The sequence below is a fragment of the Aureimonas sp. D3 genome (genome assembly GCF_001463805.1).
Taxonomy (GTDB): Bacteria; Pseudomonadota; Alphaproteobacteria; order Rhizobiales; family Rhizobiaceae; genus Aureimonas; species Aureimonas ureilytica_A.
The window spans coordinates 39,425-60,490 of sequence record NZ_BBWM01000028.1 but is presented as its reverse complement, the minus strand read 5'-3'; the positions used below and the strand labels follow the sequence as shown (position 1 = coordinate 60,490).

Below are 21,066 nucleotides of genomic sequence, written 5' to 3'. Positions count from 1 at the left end.
TCACTGCCCCAGCCGTTCGAGAAGCGCGGGCACGTGAACCTGATCGGCCTTGTAGTTGCCGGTCAGGACATACATCACGATATTCACCCCTGCCCGGTAGGCATATTCTCGCTGGGCCGGGTCGGCGGAATCGGTCGGGCGCACGAAGAGACCGTTATCGTCGATCGCCCAGGCGCTGGCGAAATCATTGGACGTGATCATGATCGAAGATACGCCGTCTCCCGCGCTGGCGGGGCGGGCCTGCGCGTCCGCGCTGCGGTTCAGCGATTCGACCCAGAGATCGGAGCCGGTGTGCCGCCCTGGAAAATTGTCGAGAATGTAGAAGGCCTTGGTCAGAACGTGGTCGCGCGGGACTGGCTCCAGCGGCGGCACGTCGAGATCGGCCAAGATGTCGCGCAGCCGGCGCTGGCCCGGCGAAACACTGGTGCCGGAGAGATCGCCCGCCGCATCGCCTTCGACATCGAAGAGCACGGTGCCGCCCTGCTTCATATAGGCGTCCACCCGGCTGATCGCGGCCGGGCTGGGCATGGCCGCATCGGCGTGCACAGGCCAGTAAAGGATCGGATAGAACGATAACTCGTCTTTCTCGAGATCCACCGCCATGGGTTCGCCGGGCTCCAGCGCGGTCTTCGAGGCGATGAACTGAGACAAGCCGGACAAGCCCTGCCGCGACAGCTGGTCGGTCGCGGCATCGCCGGTCTGGACATAGGCGAGATGCGTCGTCTCGGTCGCGGCGATGGCCTTCTGCGCGTCGACGCCGTCGAGCCCGCGCGTCGCCTCATCCGTGGGGCGGGCCTGCGCCTGTGCCGGGTGCGGAGGGTTGGCCAGGAGAAGCGCACTGACCAAAAGCAGCGGCAGCGCGGAGGAGGGCCGCTTGAGGCCCGCCATGCGGCGGCCAAGCCGCGCGAAGCCGCCGTTCAGCCACAGAAGCGCTAGGGCATCGAGCGTGAACAAAGCCAACGCGCCGGCAAAGAGCCACGGCGTCAGGTCGGTGGCATCTTCCGTGCCATAGGCGCGTGACACGAGAGGCGTGCCAAGGTCGAGTTCGGGAAGCGGGCGAAGCTCGGCGCCGGGGGCGAACAGGTTCAAGGCGCGATAGCCCTCCGATGTGCCGTAGAGACCGGGCGGATGGTCGATGGAGGGCGTGGGCTCCTCGCCGGGGCGAACCGTCAGCGGGCGCACGTCCGGCCCCGGCTGCACCAGCCGACCTTCGCCATTCAGAATGCGATAGGGCGGCAGAACCTGCGCCGCGCCTTCGCCGCCCGCCGCGCTCGTCCCGCGCGAAAGAGTGACGATGCGCCGAAGCATATTCACGAAGGCGCCCGAGATCGGCAGGTTCGACCATGTGGCTTCGGCGGTCGTGTGGACCAGCACGATGCTGCCCCCGCCACGCCGGGCGGCCGTGATGAGCGGCGTTCCATCGGCCAGACTTGCCCAGGTGCGCGCGGGCAGATCGGCCGAGGGCTCAGCCAGGATCTGGCGTGACACGGTCACGTCGTCGGGAATGGCGATGCCCGCCAGAGGGCTTTCCGCCGGAATGGGCGCGAGCTTCTGCGGTTCGGACCAGGACAACGCGCCGCCGAGCTGCCGTTCGCCGCCGCGCAGGCGCACGGGAACGAGATCGTCCTCGGTCGTCGAGGCGGCGAGACGAGGGCCCGCAAAGCGCAGGAGAATGCCGCCCTTGTCGACGAACCCCGTCAGCGCCTCCCGCGCTGCCTGCGGCAGGACGCCGATATCGGCGAGCACGATGATCGACGGGTTCTGTTTCACCAGCGCCGGAACGGCGGTCGCAAGGTCGGCGCTCTCGGGTCGGATTAGATCGGCATAGGGCTCCAGCGCGCGCGTGATGTAGTAGAGCGGCGAAAGGAGGGGCTGCGCCAGATCGGCCGCTTCGCCAGACACGAGCCCGACCTTGCGCCGCTGAAAACTGTCATCCACCAGCCGCACGGAAGCGGCGTCCAGCGCGCTGTCGCGCTCGATCCGCGCAATGTCGTTGCGCAGTTCCACCGGAACCTCGAACCGCGCTTCGCCGGCCGTCGAGCCGGCGGCGAAGGCAAGCGGGGCGCGCCCGATCTCGCGCTCCTGCGCATCCAGCGCGCGCAGCGTGATCTCCGCCGGCGCGCTGGCTTGGTTGGTCGGTCGAACGCCCGAGACCTTCAGCGCCTCGGTCGCATTGTCGGCGGCCGTCAGAGCGAACAGATCGTTGAGAACTGGGCGATAGACGAGCGATTGAACAGGACCGAGCACGCGCAGCGCTTGTGTCGCCTCGGCCGTGCCGGCTCCATCGAGCCCATCGGTCAAGAGCGCGAGGCTGATCCCGCTTTGCCCCGAAAGCACGCCGGCCAGACGCTTGGCAGCGGCCGCGCGATCAACCGAGATCGAACGCGGCTCGGCGGCTGCCAGCCGCTCCAAGGCTGTCGCCGCTTCCACCGGTGCGGGATCGTTGGCATTGCCGTCGGCCGTCAAAACCAGCGAAACCGGCCGACCGCTTTCGCCCGCTTCCCGGATCAGCGCTTCGGCCGCGCCGCGCCGCGCGGTCCAATCGCGCGCGCTTGCCCAGCCATTGTCGAGAAAGACAACCACTGGGCCGTTGCCCGTCAGCGCGCTTTCGCGCGGGTTCAGGATCGGGGCGGCGAGCGCCAGAATGACGGCAGCGGCGAGAAGAAGGCGCAGAAGCGTCAGCCACCACGGGCTTTTCGAAGGCGTTTCCTCGCGTTTCGCGACGCGCTCCAGAATGCGCAGCGGCGGGAAAGTTTCCGTCTGCGGACGTGGGGGCGTCAGGCGCAGCAGCCACCAGATCAAAGGCAGCGCCAGAAGCCCGGCCAGAACCAGCGGCGCACCGAAGGACAGCGACAGTCCCCCCATCAGGCGCGCTGCCCGGCTGGCTGGAACTGGCCGCTCAGACGGCCATGAAGGGCGAGCAGCGGCTCCGAGGCGAGGCGGTCGGTCAAATGAAAGACGTGGCTCCAGCCGATATGCCGGCAATGGTCTGCAAGATGCGCCCGGCGGGCGTCGAACAGGGTGCGGTATTCCTCGCGCAGCGTTTCCGCCCGCCCAGCGGTGAGCTTGGCCCCGGTTTCGGGATCGCGGAACTCCGTGCGCCCGCTATAGGGGAAGGCGACTTCGGCTGGATCGGCGATCTGGACGAGATGCCCGCGCACGCCGCGCCGCGAAAGGTGATCGATCCGCTCGATCAGCGCGTCCATCGGGTCGAGAAAGTCGCTGACGAGAACCAGTTCGCTGAAGCGCTTGAACCGGTCGCCGGAGGGAAAGCCGGAGGCGGGCCGGCCGGTGGCGAGCGCGCCCGCGATCCGCTCGGCGGCGTTGCGCGCGGAGATCGGGTCGAGCACGTCGGGAAAGCCGATGCGCTCGCCCGAACGCGACAGCAACTCGGCCAGCGCCAGCACCAGAACCAGCGCGCGGCTTTCCTTCGATACGATCGCGCCTTGCGAGCGGTAGAGCATGGACGGCGAAGGGTCGGCCCAGAGCCAGACGGTCTGCGCCGCCTCCCATTCGCGGTCGCGCAGATAGACATTGTCGTCGCGCGCCGAACGCCGCCAATCGATGCGCGACACGGGCTCGCCATCCACGAACGGGCGGAATTGCCAGAAATTCTCGCCTGCGCCGCGCCGCCGTCGCCCGTGCCAGCCGCTTGTCATCGTGGCGACGACGCGCCGCGCCTCGACCAGAAGGTCCGGCAGCAGAGCGGCGCGCTGGCGCGCGCGCAAAAGCGCTTCGCCGCCGCGCGTGGTCTCGGTGATCTGACCGATCGCGACCATGGCGTCAGTTCAGCCCGCGCACGAGCGCCTTCACCACATCGCGAACGCCGACGCCCTCGGCGCGCGCCGCGAAGTTCAAGGCCATGCGGTGCTGGAGGATGGGTTCGGCCAGCGCCCGCACATCGTCGATCGAAGGGGCTAGACGCCCTTCATAAAGCGCGCGGGCGCGGACACAGGTCATCAGAGATTGCGAGGCGCGCGGGCCGGGACCCCAAGCGATATGCGCGTCGGCCTCGGCCGAGCCGTGGCCCGGGCGCGCGGAGCGGACCAGCGACAGGATCGCGTCCACCACCGTGTCGGGCACCGGCATCCGGCGCACCAAGCCTTGGATTTCGCGCAGCCGCTCAGCCGTCATGACGGGGCTCGCGCGCTCTTCCGAAACGCCCGTCGTCGCCATGAGAATGCGCCGCTCGGCGTCGAGCGATGGGTAGTGCACGTCGATCTGACAGAGGAATCGGTCGAGCTGCGCTTCAGGCAGGGGATAGGTGCCCTCCTGCTCCAGCGGGTTCTGCGTTGCCAGAACATGGAAAGGCGCGGGCAGATCGTGCCGCTCGCCCGCGACGGTCACGTGATATTCCTGCATGGCCTGAAGCAGGGCGGACTGCGTGCGCGGGCTGGCGCGGTTGATCTCGTCAGCCATCAGAAGCTGCGCGAAGACCGGGCCGCGCACGAAGCGGAAGGAGCGACGGCCCGTCTCGTCCTGATCCATGACTTCGGTGCCGACGATGTCGGAGGGCATGAGGTCGGGCGTGAACTGCACGCGGCGCGCATCGAGCCCGAGCACGGTTCCGAGCGTTTCCACCAGCTTGGTCTTGGCGAGACCCGGCACGCCGACCAGCAGCGCATGGCCGCCCGCCAGGATCGCCGTCAGCGTTTGCTCCACCACGCTTTCCTGGCCGAAGATCACGCGGCCCACGGCTTCGCGCGCACGCGCGATGTCGGCCAGAGCCGCCTCGGCCTGCTCGACCATGGCCTTCGGGTCGAGAGCGGCGCTGTCCGGTGCGAGGATCGTCATGATGGCGGGAGTCCTTTTTCGCTCGTCACCCGGGCCTGAGTGCCGCTCCTTATAGAAAAGGAGTGGCGCGATGGTGCGTTGGCAAGCGCCGGGCGCGCAACTATTTCGTGACGATGAAGCCCGACCAAAATAAGACCGGTGCCAGCGAAGTGATGGGCCGGATGGCCCGCGTTCCGTCGCGGCATAGGACAGGGGACAGCATGTCGCAAGCAACCGAGATCAGCCCGGAGGCCTTGGCGTCCCGCGCCGAGCGGGCCGGGCAGGGCGCGCCGCCTGTGGAACTCTGGAATCCGCCCGATTGCGGCGCGATGGATATGCGCATCGATCGCGAAGGCCATTGGATTCACGAGGGCCAACCCATTCATCGCGAAGCCTTGGTTCGACTGTTCTCGACCATCTTGCGGCGCGAACCCGATGGGCGCTTTTGTCTCGTCACGCCGGTCGAAAAGCTGGGGATCACGGTCGAGGACGCGCCATTCCTCGCGGTGGAGATGAGTGCGGAAACGCGGGACGGCGTGCCGATCCTGAGCTTTCGCACCAATGTCGGCGATCTCGTGGAAGCCGGGCCGGAGCATCCCTTGCGCTTTGCCGCAGATGCGGAGGGTTTTCGCCCCTATCTCCTCGTGCGCGGCGGTCTCGAAGCGCGGCTGACGCGCCCGCTCGCCTATGACCTCGCCGGCCTTGCCGAGGAGCGGGACGGGCGGCTCGGCATCCGATCGGGCGGGAGCTTCTTCGACTTGCCGGATGCGAGCGACCATGCGTGAGACCCTGACCGACTGGAGCGCCGAGGATGTGCGCCGCCGTGTCTTGGCGCGTGGCGCGAGCGATCTGGAGCATGATAGCGGCGACCACATTCTCAATCCCGATCTGGAGCAATTGGTGGAGCGCGCGGCCGCGCGCGAGGCGGCGGTCCTCGTGCCGGTCGTAGACCGGCCCGAAGGGGCGAGCGTGATCCTCACGACGCGCGCCAGCGGGCTTCGCAAACATTCCGGCCAGATCGCCTTTCCCGGCGGATCGGTGGACCCGGAGGACGAGAGCATCGAGGCGGCGGCGCTGCGCGAGGCGCGCGAGGAAATCGCGCTGGAAGAGCGCTTCGTCGAAACGCTCGGTCGTTTGCCGCGCTATCGCACCACGACGGGGTTTCGCATCACCCCAATCGTCGCCATCGTGCGTCCCGGCTTTTCCCTGCGCCCCGAGCCCAGCGAAGTCGCGGATATTTTCGAAGTGCCGCTCGCCTTTCTCATGAACGAGGCCAACCATCGGCGTGACAGCCGGGAATGGGGTGGGCATACCAGATCCTTCTATTCGATATCCTTCGGGGACCGGCTCATCTGGGGCATAACGGCGGGCATTCTGCGCACGCTCTACGAAAGACTGTACAGATCATGACACGCATCGACGCCGATTGGCTTCGCGACGAGACCCTGCAACGCCTCCTGGCCTGTCTGTCGGTGGAGGGCGATGAAGCACGGGTCGTTGGCGGCGCGGTGCGCAACCATCTGATGGGCCGTGCGATCACCGATATCGACATCGCCACCACCAGCGAACCGGCAGAAACCATGCGCCGCGTCGAGGCCGCCGGCTTCAAACCGGTGCCGACCGGGCTCGAGCACGGAACGGTGACGGCCGTGATGAACGGCCGCCCCTTCGAGGTGACGACGCTGCGCCAGGATGTCGAAACCGATGGACGCCACGCCAAGGTGCGCTTCGGCAAGGACTGGCGCGCCGATGCCGAGCGACGCGACTTCACGATGAACGCCCTTTATGCGCGTGCCGACGGTGGAGTGGTGGATCTCGTCGACGGTGTCGCCGACATCGAAACGAAAACCCTGCGCTTCATCGGCGATGCGGCGCGGCGCATTGAGGAGGATTACCTGCGCATCCTCCGCTTCTTCCGCTTCTTCGCCTGGTATGGCGAAGGGCGGCCGGACGCGGATGGCCTTCGCGCGGCGACGCGCCTCAAGGACGGGCTGGACCAGCTCTCGGCCGAGCGCGTCTGGGCGGAGCTTCGCAAGCTCTTCGCGGCGCCCGATCCCGGCCGCGCACTGCTCTGGATGCGCCAGACCGGCGTTCTCACCCGTGTGCTGCCGGAAAGCGAGAAATGGGGCATCGACGCTATGCCGTCGTTGGGCGAGACCGAGCGCGCGCTCGGCTGGGACCCCGACGCGCTGCGCCGGCTGGAGGCGATCGTGCCGCCAGACCCGGAGCGCATGGCCGCGCTTGCCAAGCGCCTTCGCTTGTCGAACCTGGACCGCGACCGGCTGACGGCCTGGGCGCTGACGGACGAGCCCAAGGTGGACGAGTCGGACGGCGCGTTCCGCGTCAGGCTTCTCTTTGGAAACCGAGGCGCGATCATGGATCGCCTTCGGCTGAAACTGGCCGTCTTGCGGGGGAAGGCGGGAAGCGACGCGGCGGCGCTTCAAACGTTGGCGCGTCTCTCGACCCGGCTTCAGGAGGCCGAGCGCTTTGCGCCGCCGGAGTTTCCGGTCTCGGGTCACGATCTGTCGCAGCAGGGCATCTTGCCCGGCCCGGACATGGGCCGCCAGCTGGAGGCGCTGAAGCGGCGCTGGGCGGAAAGCGGTTTTACCTTGAAGCGTGAGGCGCTGCTGGCGATGACGGATAGCGACCGGTCGTAAGACACGAAAAAGCGGGCCGCATGCGGCCCGCCCCATGACGTCGGACAGGATGGTCAGTGCGCGGTTTCGTGCGTGCCGTCGCGGAACGCGTCCATCATGCGCGGGGTGATCTGCGGCACGCCAAGCTGTTTGGCTTGTTCGACGGCGCGGCGAATGACTTCAGCCTGCGAATCCGCCCGGATTACGCGGCTGCAGCCTGGAATGACACCGGAACAATTGAGTTCGAACATGGATAGCCTCCCTAATCGCGAATGATCAGGCGGGACCGGCGGAAGGGTCGCGCGTGATGATCGTCAATACGGTTTCTGGAGTCGGGTGACGCACACGCTCTCTCCAAAGCCGTACGCACTACCCACGGTTATGTGGGATAAGGCATGTTAACATTTAGAAATGACTTGTGAAGGGTCAGGCTCACTAAAGCGTGGGGCTTTTTCAGAATTTTTTGTTGTAGGGCTCCAAGTGTGCCCCTGTAAAATCCAATCATCAGACAAGTTCAGGCGTGAACGTTTGTTGTCATGCCAAGCAAATCCCACGAAACAGGGGATTAGGGCCACTTCACCAACGGTGGGAGCGAGGAGAGAATCGAGTTCACATTGCCACCCGTGCGCAGGCCGAACAGCGTCCCGCGGTCGTAGAGCAGGTTGTACTCGACATAGCGCCCGCGCCGCACCAGCTGCTCGTCGCGGTCGGCCTCGGTATAAGGCTTGACGACGTTCTGCCGGATGAGATGCGGATAGATCACGAGGAAGGCCTTGCCCACATCCTTGGTGAAGGCGAAATCCGCATCCCAACCACCCTTTTCGTCGGGCGAATGCAGCCAGTCGTAGAAAATACCGCCGACGCCGCGCGCTTCATTGCGATGAGGCAGAAAGAAATACTCGTCGCACCATTCCTTGAAGCGAGTGTGATCGGCGACATCTGAATGCCGGTCGCAGACGAATTTTAGCGCCTTGTGGAAAGCCTGCGTGTCCGGGTCTTCGGCCGTGCGCCGCCGGTCGAGCGTCGGCGTCAGGTCCGCTCCGCCACCGAACCACTGGCTCGTGGTGACGACCATGCGCGTGTTCATGTGAACGGCCGGCACATTGGGATTGCGCATATGGGCGATCAGCGAAATGCCAGAAGCCCAGAAGCTGCGATCGCCCGAAGCGCCGGGGATCTGCTTGGAGAAATCTTCCGACAATTCGCCGAAGACGGTCGAGGTGTGGACGCCGACCTTTTCGAACACGCGGCCATGCATCATCGACATGACACCGCCGCCGCCATCATTGTCCCGGCTCCAGGGCGTGCGCTCGAAGCGTCCGGCCGAAAGGCCGGTTTCCTCGCCGAACTCGTCTTCGAGCTGTTCGAAGCTCTGGCAGATTCGATCGCGAAGCGCCTCGAACCAGACTTTCGCCATGTCCTTCTTTTCGTCGATCCCTGCGGGAAGGCCTTGGGGCAGTTCGGGACGATCCATCCTGCTGGTCTTTCCTATGCCTCAGCGGGCTCAGCCCCCGCGAATCTCGTTTCGGCCTAGCAGCAAGTTTCCGCACGGAAAAGCCGGGACAAGCCCTGTCATGAAGAGCGTTCGAGTTTTACACAGGGGCTGTCGCACAAAGGCAGCAACGGACTCGCCAATTCGCTCATCGTCACCATATGGTAAGCACGGATATACTGGGATCGAGACCGGCCTTGACCTTGCAGACCTATCCCAAGCCACCGCTCGACGGGCTCCGGCGTCAGTTGCGCCGCGAGCGCTCGCCGCGTGCTGGCTCGGCGGTCGATCCGTTTCTGCGCGAGACCTACACGCTGCCGCGCGACGAAGCGCGCTGCAAGGCGCGCGAATGGTTCGATCGGTTTCCCAAGGCCGCCTATTGGACGCAGGTCGAAAGCTGGCGTCTCCTGCCGGGGGACCGGGTGGAATTCACCATGCGACGCCTGCCGACCGCGGACTGACGCTCACGAGACGCGAAGCTGCCGCATCGCTTCGCCAACCACCATGGCGGCGCTGACGGCAAGGTTCAGCGAGCGCGCGCCGGGCTGCATCGGAATCACGGCACGGATATCGGCGAGATCGTGCACCCGATCCGGCACGCCCGCGCTTTCTCGCCCGAAAAGCAGCACGTCGTCCGGACCGAAGGCGACGTCGCGATAATCCGTTGCGCCATGGGTGGTCATCAGCACCATCCGTCGCCCGGCCTCGCGCCGAGCCCGCTCGAACGCGTCGAAATCCACATGCCGCACCAGCCGCACCATCTCGAGATAATCCATGCCCGCGCGCTTGAGGTTGCGATCCGATAGATCGAAGCCGGCCGGCTCGATCACCTCCACATCGACCCCGAGGCAGGCGCCGAGGCGCAGCAAGGTTCCGGTGTTGCCGGCGATGTCGGGCTGATAAAGAGCAAGGGATAGGGGCATTCTGGCTCCGTCGTCCTATGGCCCGGCGTGGCATCGCAGCCCGACCTTGAGCTTTTGTCATGAAAGCGCGACGAGCCTGCCTATATGAGCCTCGTCGTCCCGTCCCGTCCCTTGCGCGAGGGGAGGGCGAGCGTATGGCAGCATCGGATCGGTTTCATGTTTTCCTATTTCGAACGCCTCGTGGACGCCTTTCCCTCGGAGCGGACCAGTCCGCCCTCGAGCCTATTCGGCTTCATCTGGCACTATGCCCGGCCGGTGTGGCCGCTGCTGCTGCTTTATGCCATCGGAACGGCGCTGGTTTCGGCCATCGAAGTCTCGCTCTTCGGCTTTCTCGGCCAGATCGTGGACTGGCTGTCCTCCACGCCGCGCGAGACCTTTCTTCAGAGCGAGGGCTGGCGGCTGGCGCTGATCGGCGCGGTCGTTCTTCTGGCGCTGCCGCTCCTGACCTTCGCCTCATCGCTCATTTCGTTTCAGGCGATCTTCGCCAATTTCCCGATGCGCTTTCGCTGGAGCGTCCACAACTGGCTGCTCAACCAGTCGCTCGGCTTCTTCCAGGATGAGTTCGCCGGCCGCATCTCCACCAAGCTGATGCAGACCGCGCTGGCCGTGCGCGAAACGGTGATGAAGTCGATCGGCGTGATGCTCTACGTCACGGTCTATTTCAGCGGCATCCTCTTCATGATCGCGGCGGCGGACTGGCGGCTCGTGCTCCCCTTTGTCGCCTGGCTCTTCTTCTATGTCCTGCTGCTGCGCTACTTCATCCCGCGCCTGATGCGCGTTGCCTCCGAACAGGCCGGCGCGCGCGCGGCGATGACGGGCCGCGTCGTGGACGCCTATTCCAATATCGGCACGGTGAAGCTTTTCGCCCATACGGAGCGCGAGGCGGTGCACGCCCGGCGCTCGATGGAGGAGTTCCTTCACACGGTTCATGGGCAGGCGCGCCTTATCAACCTTTTCTTCTCGACGCTCTATTTCCTCAACTCGCTGCTTCTTTTCTCGGTCGGCGCGGTCGGGATAGCGCTCTGGATCGACAATCTCCTGACGGTCGGCGCGATCGCGGTCGGTATAGGCCTCGTCCTGCGTCTCAACGGCATGAGCCAATGGATCATGTGGGAGGTCTCGGAACTCTTCGAGAATATCGGCACGATCCGCGACGGCATCGCGACCTTCACCCAGCCGATCGCGCTGATCGACGCGCCTAAGGCTCAGCCGCTGATCGTCTCGAAGGGCGAGGTCCGCTTCGAGGCTGTCGGCTTCTCCTATGGTTCGGCCGTGTCGCACCGCGCGGCCGGACCGGTGCTGCGCGACTTCTCGCTGACCATCCGCCCCGGCGAGAAGATCGGTCTGGTCGGCCGTTCGGGCGCGGGCAAATCCACGCTTCTGAACCTGCTCCTGCGCTTTTACGACGTAGAGAGCGGGCGCATCCTGATTGACGGGCAGGATATCTCACAGGTGACGCAAAACTCGCTGCGCTCGCAGATCGGCGTCGTCACGCAGGACACCTCGCTTCTCCATCGCACGATCGGCGAGAATATCCTCTACGGCCGACCGGACGCCACGACGGATGATCTCAGCCGCGCCATCAATCGCGCCGAAGCCTCGCAATTCATCGCGGCGCTGGCCGACAGCGAAGGCCGGCGGGGCCTCGACGCGGAAGTTGGCGAGCGCGGCGTCAAGCTGTCGGGCGGGCAGCGCCAGCGCATCGCGATTGCCCGCGTCATGCTGAAGGACGCGCCGATCCTGCTTCTGGACGAGGCGACCTCCGCGCTGGATTCCGAAGTGGAAGCGGCGATTGCGGAAAATCTCTATCGCCTGATGGAGGGAAAGACGGTGATCGCCGTCGCCCACCGCCTGTCCACCATCGCCGCGCTCGATCGTCTCGTCGTGCTCGACAAGGGGCAGATCGTGGAGGAGGGCTCCCATGCCGAGCTTCTGGAGCGTGGCGGCCTTTATGCGTCGCTCTGGCGCCGGCAGGTCGGCGGATTCCTCGACGCCGGCGATGACGATACGGACGCCCGGCCCGGCCGTATCGGCGCCAAGCGAGCCGCCGAATGATGGAGCGCTTGCTGGAGCGCTTCGAGCGCGTGATCGACCCCTATGACGACGAAGGCGGAAAGAGCGAAGGCGCGCGGCGCGTCGGCACGCTGCGGCCGCTCCCTTCAAGCACCAACGCTTTCATCTGGCATTTCGCCCGCGAGGCCAAAGGTCCGTTCATCGCGCTGCTCATCACGGGCGGGCTGACGGGCGGTGTCGATGCCTTGCTCTATGCCGCCGTTGGCTGGGTGGTGGATGCGCTCGGCTCGTCCTCACCGGTGACGCTTCTGGCCGACCATTGGGCGCTGCTCGCCGGGCTGGCCTTTCTGACGCTGGTTCTGCGCACGGTGATTCTCTTCGCGGCGGCCGTGCTGGAACAGCAGATCGTCACGCCCTCCCTCTACAATCGCATTCGCTGGCAAGCCTACCGCCGGCTGATGGACCAGTCCTACACCTTCTTCCAGAACGATTTTGCCGGGCGCATTTCGCAGAAGGTTCAACAGGTCGGCGAGGCCACGGGCGATTTCATCGTGACCACGCTCCAGACCTTCTGGAGTTTCATCACCTTCGCCATTCTCGCGGTCGCGATTCTGGGCGCGATGGATGTCTGGATGGGCGCGGTGCTGGCCGTCTGGTCCCTCGGTTATGGCTGGATCGTGTTCCGTCTCCTGCCGCGCCTGCGCAAGGCGGGGCGCGAAACCGCCGATGCGCGCTCGGTCATGTCCGGCCGCATCGTCGATAGTTTCACCAACATCCTGGCCGTGAAACTCTTCGACACGTCGCGCCGGCAGGACGCTTTCGTGCTCGACGGGTTCCGCCGCTTCGTGGAAGCGGTTCGAGCCATGACCCGGGCGGTGACGGCCGTGCGCACGGCGGTCGCCATTCTGAACGGCGCGATGATGACGGCCATCGGCGCCATCGTCGTTCATTCCTGGACGGTCGGCGGCGCCTCCACCGGCGATGTCGCGACCGCTCTCGGGCTTGTCCTGCGGCTCAATCAGATGAGCGGCTGGATGATGTTCAACATCAACGGCCTCGTGCGCAATTACGGCACGATTCAGGATGCCGTCGCTACGGTGTCGCTCCAGCCGAGATTGACCGACCAGCCCGACGCGCCGGACCTTCGCCCTTCGGGCGGCACGGTGGAGTTTCGCGACGTCACCTTTCATTACGGGAAGGGCGGCGGCGTCATCCAAGGGTTCAACCTTTCGATCCGCCCCGGCGAGAAGGTCGGGCTCGTCGGGCGCTCGGGGGCTGGCAAGACCACGCTCGTCAACCTCTTGCTGCGGCTCTACGACGTGGAAGGCGGGTGCATTCTGGTGGACGGGCAGACGATATCCGATGTCGCGCAAGCCTCGCTGCGCGGGACGATCGGTGTCGTCACACAGGACACGTCCCTGTTCCACCGCTCGATTCGCGACAACATCGCCTATGGCCGCCCGGACGCCAGCGAGGCCGAGATCGAGGCTGCGGCCCAGCGCGCCGACGCGCTGGATTTCATCCAGACCGTGCGCGATCCCAGCGGGCGCAGCGGCATGGACGCCTATGTCGGCGAGCGCGGCGTCAAGCTGTCCGGTGGCCAGCGCCAGCGTATCGCGATCGCCCGCGTGTTTCTGAAGGACGCGCCGATTCTCGTTCTGGACGAGGCGACCTCAGCGCTGGATTCGGAGGTCGAGGCCGCCATTCAGGACAATCTCGCCGCCATGATGGAGGGAAAGACGGTGATCGCCATCGCCCATCGCCTTTCCACCATCGCCAGTCTCGACCGCCTCGTGGTGATCGATGCCGGGCGAATCGTGGAAGAAGGCACGCATTCCGAGCTGATCCGCAGGGGCGGATTGTATGCGTCGCTCTGGCGCCGGCAGTCTGGCGGGTTCCTCGGCGAGGAAGCGGCCGAATAAAAGCTTTCCCGGGTCGCGACAGAGTGGCTTGTGTTGCCGTCACAGTCTGGACAAGTTCCAAACCGACGCATAAAAATTTGGCGCAAAACGGGTCTGCGGACCCGAGTTTGCCGGAATGGCTTATGGGGGGCTTTCCGGCTCAGAAATCCGGCTCCTGGGTTCGAACCCTCGGGTCTTCAAGGAGGGGGAGGGGCCCGTGAGCGTCGACCATAGCAGCAGCGAACCCACTCGACGGGATTTTCTCTTCATTGCCACAGGAGCAGCGGGCGCCGTGGGAGCGGTGGCGGCGGTCTGGCCGTTTATCGATCAGATGAATCCCGATGCCGCCGCGCTGGCCTTGGCGCAGGTGGATGTGGACGTGGCGCAGGTGGCCGAAGGGCAGTCGATCACCGCCAAATGGCGTGGCAAGCCGATCTTCATTCGCCAGCGCACGGCGAAGGAGATCGATGAGGCCAAGGGCGTTCCGCTCGCCGATCTGAAGGATCCGATCGCGCGCAACGCCAATATTCCATCCGACGCACCGGCGACCGATCCCAACCGCGCGGCGATCGGTCAGGAGAAGTGGCTGGTGATGATCGGCGTCTGCACGCATCTCGGCTGCGTGCCGAACGGGCAGTCGGGCGATTTCGACGGTTGGTTCTGCCCCTGCCACGGGTCGCATTACGACACGGCGGGCCGCATTCGTAAGGGCCCAGCCCCGGAGAATATGGCGATCCCGCTCTACCAGTTCACGACACCCACCAAGATTCGTATCGGCTAAGGGAGAGATAACCGATCATGAGCGGTCATTCGTCCTATGTGCCGTCGAGCGGCGTGATGCGCTGGCTCGATGCGCGCCTCCCGCTGCCGCGGCTTCTCTATGATTCCTTCGTGGCCTTCCCGGTGCCGCGCAACCTGAACTACGCCTATACGTTCGGCGGCATCCTGGCGCTGTTCCTCGGCCTTCAGATTCTGACCGGCGTCGTGCTGGCCATGCATTACGCCGCCAATTCCGCCATCGCATTCCAGTCCGTCGAGAGCATCATGCGCGACGTCAACTGGGGCTGGCTCCTGCGCTATATGCATGCCAATGGCGCGTCTTTCTTCTTCATCGCCGTTTATCTGCATATCTTCCGTGGTCTCTATTACGGCTCCTACAAGGCCCCGCGCGAAGTCCTCTGGATTCTCGGCGTCATCATCTTCCTTCTCATGATGGCGACCGCCTTCATGGGCTACGTTCTCCCCTGGGGCCAGATGTCCTTCTGGGGCGCCACGGTAATCACCGGCTTCTTCACCGCCTTTCCGGGTGTCGGCCACGCGATCCAGACGTTGCTTCTGGGTGGCTTCGCCGTCGATAACGCGACGCTGAACCGATTCTTCGCGCTGCATTACCTTCTGCCATTCATGATCGCGGGCCTCGTGATCCTGCATATCTGGGCGCTGCATGTGACCGGGCAGACCAACCCGACCGGCGTCGAAATCAAGTCGTCCAAGGACACAGTGCCCTTCACGCCTCATGCGACCATCAAGGACGGTCTCGCGATGGTCGTGTTCCTCGCAGTGTTCTGCTACTTTGTCTTCTATATGCCGAACTATCTGGGCCATCCGGACAACTACATCCCGGCCAACCCGATGCAGACGCCGGCCCATATCGTGCCGGAATGGTACTTCCTGCCGTTCTATGCGATGCTGCGCGCCATCACCTTCAATATCGGCCCGATCGACTCCAAGCTCGGCGGGGTCCTGGTGATGTTCGCCTCGATCATCATCCTTCTTTTCCTGCCCTGGCTGGACACGAGCCGGGTGAAGTCGACGAACTACCGGCCTATCTATAAGATCTTTTTCTGGATCTTCGCGGTGAACGCCGTGATCCTGGGCTGGCTCGGGTCGCGTCCGGCAGAGGGCATCTATCCGACGCTCGCGCTGATCGGCACGATCTACTATTTCTCGCACTTCCTGATCGTTCTCCCGGTTCTCGGGCTGATCGAGAAGCCGCACAAGCTGCCGAACTCGATCACCGAAGCCGTTCTCGCCAAGCATGGCGGCGGCCGTTCCGTGCCTGCGGGCGCGACGGCGACACCGGAAACCAAAGGCTGATGGCGCGGGAGAGTTCGACCATGAAGAGACGTCTGTCAGCGCTCCTCGCAGCTCTGCTGCTGACCGCCAGCATGCCGATCGTCAGTCTGGCGCAGGAGCCTGCTCCTGCTGCCGAAGCCGGCAAGGCGCCGGGTGCCGCTCCTGAATCCGGGCGCGGTGCGGAGGCGGCCGAGGCAGGTTCGGCAGGTGCCGAACACGCAACCCCGCATTACCCCCTCAAGAAACCCCCGCATATGAGCTGGAGTTTCGCGGGTCCGTTCGGCCATTGGGATCTCGGTCAGCTTCAGCGCGGGCTGAAGATCTACAAGGAGGTCTGTTCGGCCTGCCATTCCATGAACCTTGTGTCGTTCCGCAACCTCACGGCCTTGGGGTATTCGGATGCACAGGTCCGCGCGCTGGCTGCCGAGTATCAGGTCACGGACCCGGCACCGAACGCGCAGGGCGAAATGTTCCAGCGGCCGGGCATTCCCGCCGACCGCTTGCCGGCGCCTTTCCCCAACCCTGAAGCGGCGGCAGCGGCGCTGGGCGGTGCTCATCCACCCGACCTGTCGCTGATCGCCAAGGCGCGCGCTGTCGAACGTGGCTTCCCCTATTTCGTCTTCGACATCTTCACCCAATATGCCGAAGGGGGGCCGGACTACATCCATGGCCTTCTGACCGGTTATGGGCAAACGCCTCCGGAACACACCACCATCGCGCCCGGCACGCATTACAACCCGTACTTCATCTCGGGTCCCGCCCTCGCCATGGCGCAGCCGCTGACGGACGGGCAGGTTACGTTCGACGACGGCGCGCCGCAGACGGTCGATCAATATGCCCGCGACGTCGCGGCCTTCCTGATGTGGGCCGCCGAGCCCCATCTCGTAGCCCGTAAGGCGACCGGTTTCGTGGTCATGATCTTCCTGATCGGTTTCGCGGTGATGTTGTATCTTGTCAAAAAGCGGATCTGGGCTGCAACGCCGCACTGATCCTGCCGCAGAGGCATTTCGAAGAAGGGGGCGTCTTTGCCCCCTTTTTTATTGGGCATCCGCAACGGAAGGTGCTCGTCTCTACCCTTCGTTTACCGATCTTCTGCAAACTGACGATCGTTCGTTCGGAGGGTTTTGATGCGCCGCCCCAATGCGCTCCAATTGTTCCGTGCGGGGATGCTGGCGTTGGTTCTGGCATCGACCGCGCTCGGAGCCATGACTCTGACCGGGGCTTTCGAGCAGAGGGCACGCGCGAACGCGAGTCTGGAGGAACTGGCCACCTTCTCCCTTGCCTTCGATGCGGCCGTGGCGATCGCCGAAGAGCGACGACCTCTGGAAACCGCGTTGTCGATCACGCGTAATACGGATGGTCTTGCGACAGATCTCATCGCGACGTCGAGGGCGCATTCAGACGCTGCGCTGCTCCGTTTCGAACACCGAGCGAAGGCGACTGGGCTCGACCAGCAGCTCAACTTCAATTTTCTGCGGATGCGTTTGAAAGCCGAGCGCGCGCGGGTGGACTCGCTCTTGTCTATGCCGCTGACGGCGCGGCCGGTCGGACTTCAGGTCTCGATCGTTCGGGGCATGTCGTCCATCTCCGAAACGATCGCGCCGATGATCGTCGCTGTGTGCCGGCGCGTCGAAAAGGCCGATCCCAACCTCGGCGGCAAGGTCGGGGTGGTTTGGCTGCTTGCATCGATGTACGAGTCGGCGCTGAGGCTCCCTTCAGAAGTGGTGCCCTATCTTGCGACCGGCGCGATCCTGTCCACCGATGCGCAGATGCAGGCGCAGCGCATCACGCAGCGCATTCGCTCGCTCTGGGACGTTGGTGAGCCCCAGTTGGGATTTTCTCGCGATGAAGCCGATATCGGCCAGCTCATTGCCCGAATTCAGGGAGACTATCTCAATCGCGGGCTGCCGTATCTGACGAGACAGGTCGAGTTGAACTCCTACAGGGTTTGGAAGGCCACGCCTTCCGCCGCCCAAATTCTTGAAGTCTATCAGGGTACGGCCGACTCGATCGCCGAACTTCGTGACGTCTATCTCGCCAAGATGGTCGAGAAGGCGAAGGCGCACGACCAAGAGGCGCTTGTCCGCATGATCATGAGCTTTGCGATGACGCTCCTGATCCTTCTCGGCCTGCCGCTTCTGGTCTGGAGCGCGCTCCGGCAGATCCTGCGTCCGCTTCTCGACTTTCGCGATCAAATTCTCGCGGTGAGCGAACGGCGCGAGGTGGAGACGAAACCCTATACGGGGTCCGTGCCTCAGGTGCAGAGCCTGTTTCAAGCGCTCCAAACCCTGCGGGAACGCGAGCGGGAGAGGATCGTGGCCGATACGCATCGCGCCGCTTTGTCCGAGCGCCTCCGGCTCCTATCGGTGACGGACGAGCTGACGGGACTTTTGAACCGCCGGGGCTTCGATGCGGCGCGTCAGAGCGGGCCTCCATCTCATTTGGCACAGAGCACGAAACTCGCCCTAGTGACCCTGGATATTGACCATTTCAAAGCGGTCAACGACACGTTCGGCCACAAGAGCGGGGATCTCGTGCTCCAAGCCATATCGCGCGTTCTGGACACGGAAGTCGGTCTGAACGGTTTGGTCGGACGCTATGGGGGAGAAGAGTTCGTGGTGCTTCTCTGGCACGGCGAACTGTTCGAAACGCAGATGCTGACCGAACGCCTGCGCGCCCGTATCGAGGCGACGGATGTGGCGATCGGCGACGGGCTGAAGCCCATTCGCGTGACCGCCAGCTTCGGAATCGCCTTCTCCACGCGCGACGAATTGGACTGGAATAGCCTCCATCAATATTCGGACGAGGCCCTTTATGCCGCTAAACAAGCTGGCCGAAACCGCGTGCGGATCACCAACCGCATCGTTTCGACTTGGTCGGACCGAGCGCCGAGAACATCGACCATCAATCCGCTGAATGCCAAGCGGCGGTCCGGTGGGTGATCGTCAGTCGGTCCGAAGATAAACGCGAGCCCGCATCTCGAAGACGAGTTTTCCGGCCTCGTCGTGAGCTTCGATCCGGGTTGTCACGATGCCCCAGCCCGGCCTACGCGGGGCCGAGCGCTTGTCGAGTACCGTCTGGCGATAGGTGAGCGTTTCCCCTGCCTGAACGGGGCGGTGCCAGATCATGTCCGAGACGCCGGGGGAGGGGCCGAACACCGACGCCTCGCCGACTGCGGCTTGGCGTCGATGGAACTCGACATTCAAGCGCATGAAGGCCGCGCAGATATGCAGTGGCGATACGGTGGGAGGACGAGTCAGCGGATCGAACTCGGCTGAGAAGGCTGCGACCTCCGCACCGTCGAACCGAGCGCGCCCGAGATCATCGACACGCCCGATATCCATGGCCTCGAACGCGCTCATCCGGCGCTTTCGGCTCCGGCGGCCTTCAGCATCACGGCATAGTCGCAGGTCAGCAGCGTCTCGCCCGTGCTCTGCTCCCGCAGCGTGTTACGCATCCGGCAGATGCCGAGATCTGGCCGCGTGGAAGAGCGGCGAGCCTCCAGCACTTCCGCTTCGCCGACCAGAATATATCCGGGGCGCACGGGCCGGATCCATTTGAGTTCTGAAATGCCCGGCGAGCCCTGCGAGGTACTGTTCAGGAGGAAACTGTCGCACATCATGCGCATCATCATCGCCGCGCTATGCCAGCCCGACGCGGACAGGCCGCCGAGAAGCGAACGGGCGGCGACTTCCTCGTCGAGATGAAAGGGTTGGGGATCGAAGGCTTCTGCGAAAGCGAGCACCGCCTCGCGCTCCACAGGGTAGGGGCCGAGCGCAAATATCGTGCCGGGCGTGAAGTCTTCGTAATGGCGCACTTTGACGGCCTCCCCATCCATAATGCAGCAGGATCTCCCTCCCTGCCGCTCGGCACTTGTTTATCATGTGTTGCGAGCGGCGGTCGCCATGTCTCTTCGACGTTCAGTTTACACTCCCGAGCCAGCACCAGTCGGTCGACCCCGAACACAAAAGGCCGCACCAAACGGCGCGGCCTTCTTAAAAAAAGTGGGACAGGTCACAGCGAGCCTAGGGCCACCGAGTTGTCGAACGCCAAGGCGATCCTGCCTCGGTCGGAAACGCTAGGGACGAAGCCCGTCCCCGATCAGACGTTGAACTTGAACATCATGATGTCGCCGTCCTGCACGACATATTCCTTGCCTTCGTCGCGGGCTTTGCCGGCTTCCTTGGCGGCCACTTCTCCGCCCAGCGTCACGAAGTCGTCGTAGCCGATCGTCTGGGCGCGAATGAAGCCCTTCTCGAAGTCGGTATGGATCACGCCGGCCGCTGCTGGCGCTTTCGCGCCGCGCTTCACCGTCCAGGCGCGCGTCTCCTTCGGCCCCACCGTGAAATAGGTGATGAGGTCGAGAAGCGCGTAGCCTTCGGAAATCAGACGGTCGAGGCCGGGCTCCGTCAGGCCCATGGCCTCCAGATATTCGCTGACCTCGTCTTCGCCGAGCTGGGCGATCTCCGCCTCGATCGCGGCCGAGATCACCACGGCGCGCGCGCCCTGCTTCTTCGCCATATCATCCACGGCGCGGCTATATTCGTTGCCGGTCGCCGCATCCGCTTCCGCCACGTTGCAGACATAGAGAACGGGCTTGGAGGTCAGAAGGTTGAGGTTGCGCAACTCGCGCCTTTCCTCGGCATCGAAGCTCGCCAGGAGAACGCGCGCCGGCTCGCCGTTCTGAAGGCGCGCGAGCACGGCCTCCATGATCGGCACCTGCGCCATGGCTTCCTTGTCCTTGCCCTGCGCCTTCTTGCGCACGCCGACGATGCGGCGCTCCAGGCTTTCGAGGTCCGACAGCATCAGCTCGGTCTCGACCGTCTCCGCGTCGGCCACCGGATTGATGCGGCCCTCGACATGCGTGATGTCGTCGTCTTCGAAGCAGCGCAGTACGTGGACGATGGCGTCCACCTCGCGGATATTGGCGAGGAACTGATTGCCGAGCCCTTCGCCCTTCGATGCGCCGCGCACGAGGCCGGCGATATCGACGAAGGTGATGCGGGTCGGAATGATCTGTGCGGACTTGCCGATCTTGGCGATGGCGCTCATGCGCTTGTCGGGCACGCCGACATCGCCCGTGTTCGGCTCGATCGTGCAGAACGGATAATTGGCCGCCTGCGCGGCGGCGGTCTTGGTCAAGGCGTTGAAGAGGGTCGATTTGCCGACGTTCGGAAGACCCACGATGCCGCAGCGAAAGCCCATGCTCACTCCTATAGGGGCGCGTGACGCACCCATCGCCGCGCCGCGAG

The 21,066-nt window shown here is 64.6% G+C and carries 19 protein-coding genes; 10 read left to right on the top strand and 9 right to left on the bottom strand.

Annotated elements, in window-relative coordinates; translation table 11 throughout:
* From AUL36_RS07175 to AUL36_RS07165, 3 genes are read right to left on the bottom strand one after another with little or no spacing between them, the layout of a single operon-like run.
* Window positions 1-2,865 (bottom strand): DUF4159 domain-containing protein, encoded by a 2,865-nt coding sequence (locus tag AUL36_RS07175; protein WP_062219314.1) that lies wholly within the window; start codon window positions 2,863-2,865, stop codon window positions 1-3.
* On the bottom strand, window positions 2,865-3,779 hold the full coding sequence (locus AUL36_RS07170; protein ID WP_062219312.1) for a DUF58 domain-containing protein: 915 nt from the start codon (window positions 3,777-3,779) through the stop codon (window positions 2,865-2,867). Before AUL36_RS07170 ends, AUL36_RS07175 begins: the two co-directional genes overlap by 1 nt.
* A gap of 4 nt (window positions 3,780-3,783) precedes the next feature.
* Window positions 3,784-4,794, bottom strand: coding sequence for an AAA family ATPase (locus AUL36_RS07165; protein ID WP_062219310.1), 1,011 nt, complete (start codon window positions 4,792-4,794; stop codon window positions 3,784-3,786).
* Between the two features lie 200 nt (window positions 4,795-4,994).
* Between AUL36_RS07165 and AUL36_RS07160 the strand changes: the two genes are divergently transcribed.
* From AUL36_RS07160 to AUL36_RS07150, 3 genes are read left to right on the top strand one after another with little or no spacing between them, the layout of a single operon-like run.
* A complete protein-coding gene (locus AUL36_RS07160; protein ID WP_062219382.1) occupies window positions 4,995-5,558 on the top strand; it encodes a DUF1285 domain-containing protein in 564 nt (187 codons plus the stop codon).
* Window positions 5,551-6,183, top strand: coding sequence for a CoA pyrophosphatase (locus AUL36_RS07155; protein WP_062219308.1), 633 nt, complete (start codon window positions 5,551-5,553; stop codon window positions 6,181-6,183). Before AUL36_RS07160 ends, AUL36_RS07155 begins: the two co-directional genes overlap by 8 nt.
* Window positions 6,180-7,430 (top strand): CCA tRNA nucleotidyltransferase, encoded by a 1,251-nt coding sequence (locus AUL36_RS07150; protein ID WP_062219306.1) that lies wholly within the window; start codon window positions 6,180-6,182, stop codon window positions 7,428-7,430. Before AUL36_RS07155 ends, AUL36_RS07150 begins: the two co-directional genes overlap by 4 nt.
* A gap of 53 nt (window positions 7,431-7,483) precedes the next feature.
* Here AUL36_RS07150 and AUL36_RS23175 read toward each other — a convergent pair whose 3' ends face one another.
* Together AUL36_RS23175 and hemF are read right to left on the bottom strand one after the other, a co-directional pair.
* On the bottom strand, window positions 7,484-7,660 hold the full coding sequence (locus tag AUL36_RS23175) for a DUF1059 domain-containing protein (RefSeq protein WP_082640309.1): 177 nt from the start codon (window positions 7,658-7,660) through the stop codon (window positions 7,484-7,486).
* Window positions 7,661-7,974: 314 nt separating this feature from the next.
* Window positions 7,975-8,883 carry an oxygen-dependent coproporphyrinogen oxidase gene (gene hemF / locus AUL36_RS07145; RefSeq protein WP_062219304.1) on the bottom strand — a complete coding sequence of 303 codons (909 nt, stop codon included), beginning with the start codon at window positions 8,881-8,883 and terminating at the stop codon, window positions 7,975-7,977.
* 221 nt (window positions 8,884-9,104) lie between these two features.
* Between hemF and AUL36_RS07140 the strand changes: the two genes are divergently transcribed.
* Window positions 9,105-9,362: a hypothetical protein gene (locus AUL36_RS07140; protein ID WP_062219380.1), complete on the top strand. Its 258-nt coding sequence runs from the start codon at window positions 9,105-9,107 to the stop codon at window positions 9,360-9,362.
* Between the two features lie 3 nt (window positions 9,363-9,365).
* Here AUL36_RS07140 and AUL36_RS07135 read toward each other — a convergent pair whose 3' ends face one another.
* On the bottom strand, window positions 9,366-9,824 hold the full coding sequence (locus tag AUL36_RS07135; protein ID WP_062219302.1) for a tRNA (cytidine(34)-2'-O)-methyltransferase: 459 nt from the start codon (window positions 9,822-9,824) through the stop codon (window positions 9,366-9,368).
* A gap of 156 nt (window positions 9,825-9,980) precedes the next feature.
* Here AUL36_RS07135 and AUL36_RS07130 point away from each other — a divergent pair, with 156 nt between their 5' ends.
* The 6 genes from AUL36_RS07130 to AUL36_RS07105 all read left to right on the top strand — a co-directional run bounded on the left by AUL36_RS07130 (window position 9,981) and on the right by AUL36_RS07105 (window position 18,756).
* Complete coding sequence (locus AUL36_RS07130; protein ID WP_062219301.1) at window positions 9,981-11,879, top strand: ABC transporter ATP-binding protein; 1,899 nt, start codon at window positions 9,981-9,983, stop codon at window positions 11,877-11,879.
* A complete protein-coding gene (locus AUL36_RS07125) occupies window positions 11,876-13,759 on the top strand; it encodes an ABC transporter ATP-binding protein (protein WP_062219300.1) in 1,884 nt (627 codons plus the stop codon). Before AUL36_RS07130 ends, AUL36_RS07125 begins: the two co-directional genes overlap by 4 nt.
* A 196-nt stretch (window positions 13,760-13,955) precedes the next feature.
* Entirely contained in the window at window positions 13,956-14,519 is a 564-nt protein-coding gene (gene petA / locus AUL36_RS07120) for a ubiquinol-cytochrome c reductase iron-sulfur subunit (protein ID WP_062219378.1), read from the top strand.
* Window positions 14,520-14,536: 17 nt separating this feature from the next.
* Window positions 14,537-15,835, top strand: a complete 1,299-nt coding sequence (locus AUL36_RS07115) for a cytochrome b (protein WP_062219299.1) — start codon at window positions 14,537-14,539, stop codon at window positions 15,833-15,835.
* 20 nt (window positions 15,836-15,855) lie between these two features.
* Window positions 15,856-16,803, top strand: coding sequence for a cytochrome c1 (locus AUL36_RS07110; RefSeq protein WP_062219376.1), 948 nt, complete (start codon window positions 15,856-15,858; stop codon window positions 16,801-16,803).
* Window positions 16,804-16,941: 138 nt separating this feature from the next.
* A complete protein-coding gene (locus AUL36_RS07105) occupies window positions 16,942-18,756 on the top strand; it encodes a GGDEF domain-containing protein (RefSeq protein WP_062219298.1) in 1,815 nt (604 codons plus the stop codon).
* Window positions 18,757-18,759: 3 nt separating this feature from the next.
* Here the strand turns inward: AUL36_RS07105 and AUL36_RS07100 are convergent, their stop codons facing one another.
* The 3 genes from AUL36_RS07100 to ychF all read right to left on the bottom strand — a co-directional run bounded on the left by AUL36_RS07100 (window position 18,760) and on the right by ychF (window position 21,019).
* Window positions 18,760-19,176: a hypothetical protein gene (locus AUL36_RS07100; protein WP_062219296.1), complete on the bottom strand. Its 417-nt coding sequence runs from the start codon at window positions 19,174-19,176 to the stop codon at window positions 18,760-18,762.
* The gene (locus AUL36_RS07095) at window positions 19,173-19,652 is read right to left on the bottom strand and encodes a MaoC family dehydratase (RefSeq protein ID WP_058636820.1); all 480 of its coding nucleotides are present in this window, start codon (window positions 19,650-19,652) and stop codon (window positions 19,173-19,175) included. Before AUL36_RS07095 ends, AUL36_RS07100 begins: the two co-directional genes overlap by 4 nt.
* Window positions 19,653-19,915: 263 nt before the next feature.
* Window positions 19,916-21,019, bottom strand: a complete 1,104-nt coding sequence (gene ychF / locus AUL36_RS07090; RefSeq protein WP_062219294.1) for a redox-regulated ATPase YchF — start codon at window positions 21,017-21,019, stop codon at window positions 19,916-19,918.
* Window positions 21,020-21,066: the final 47 nt, after the last annotated feature.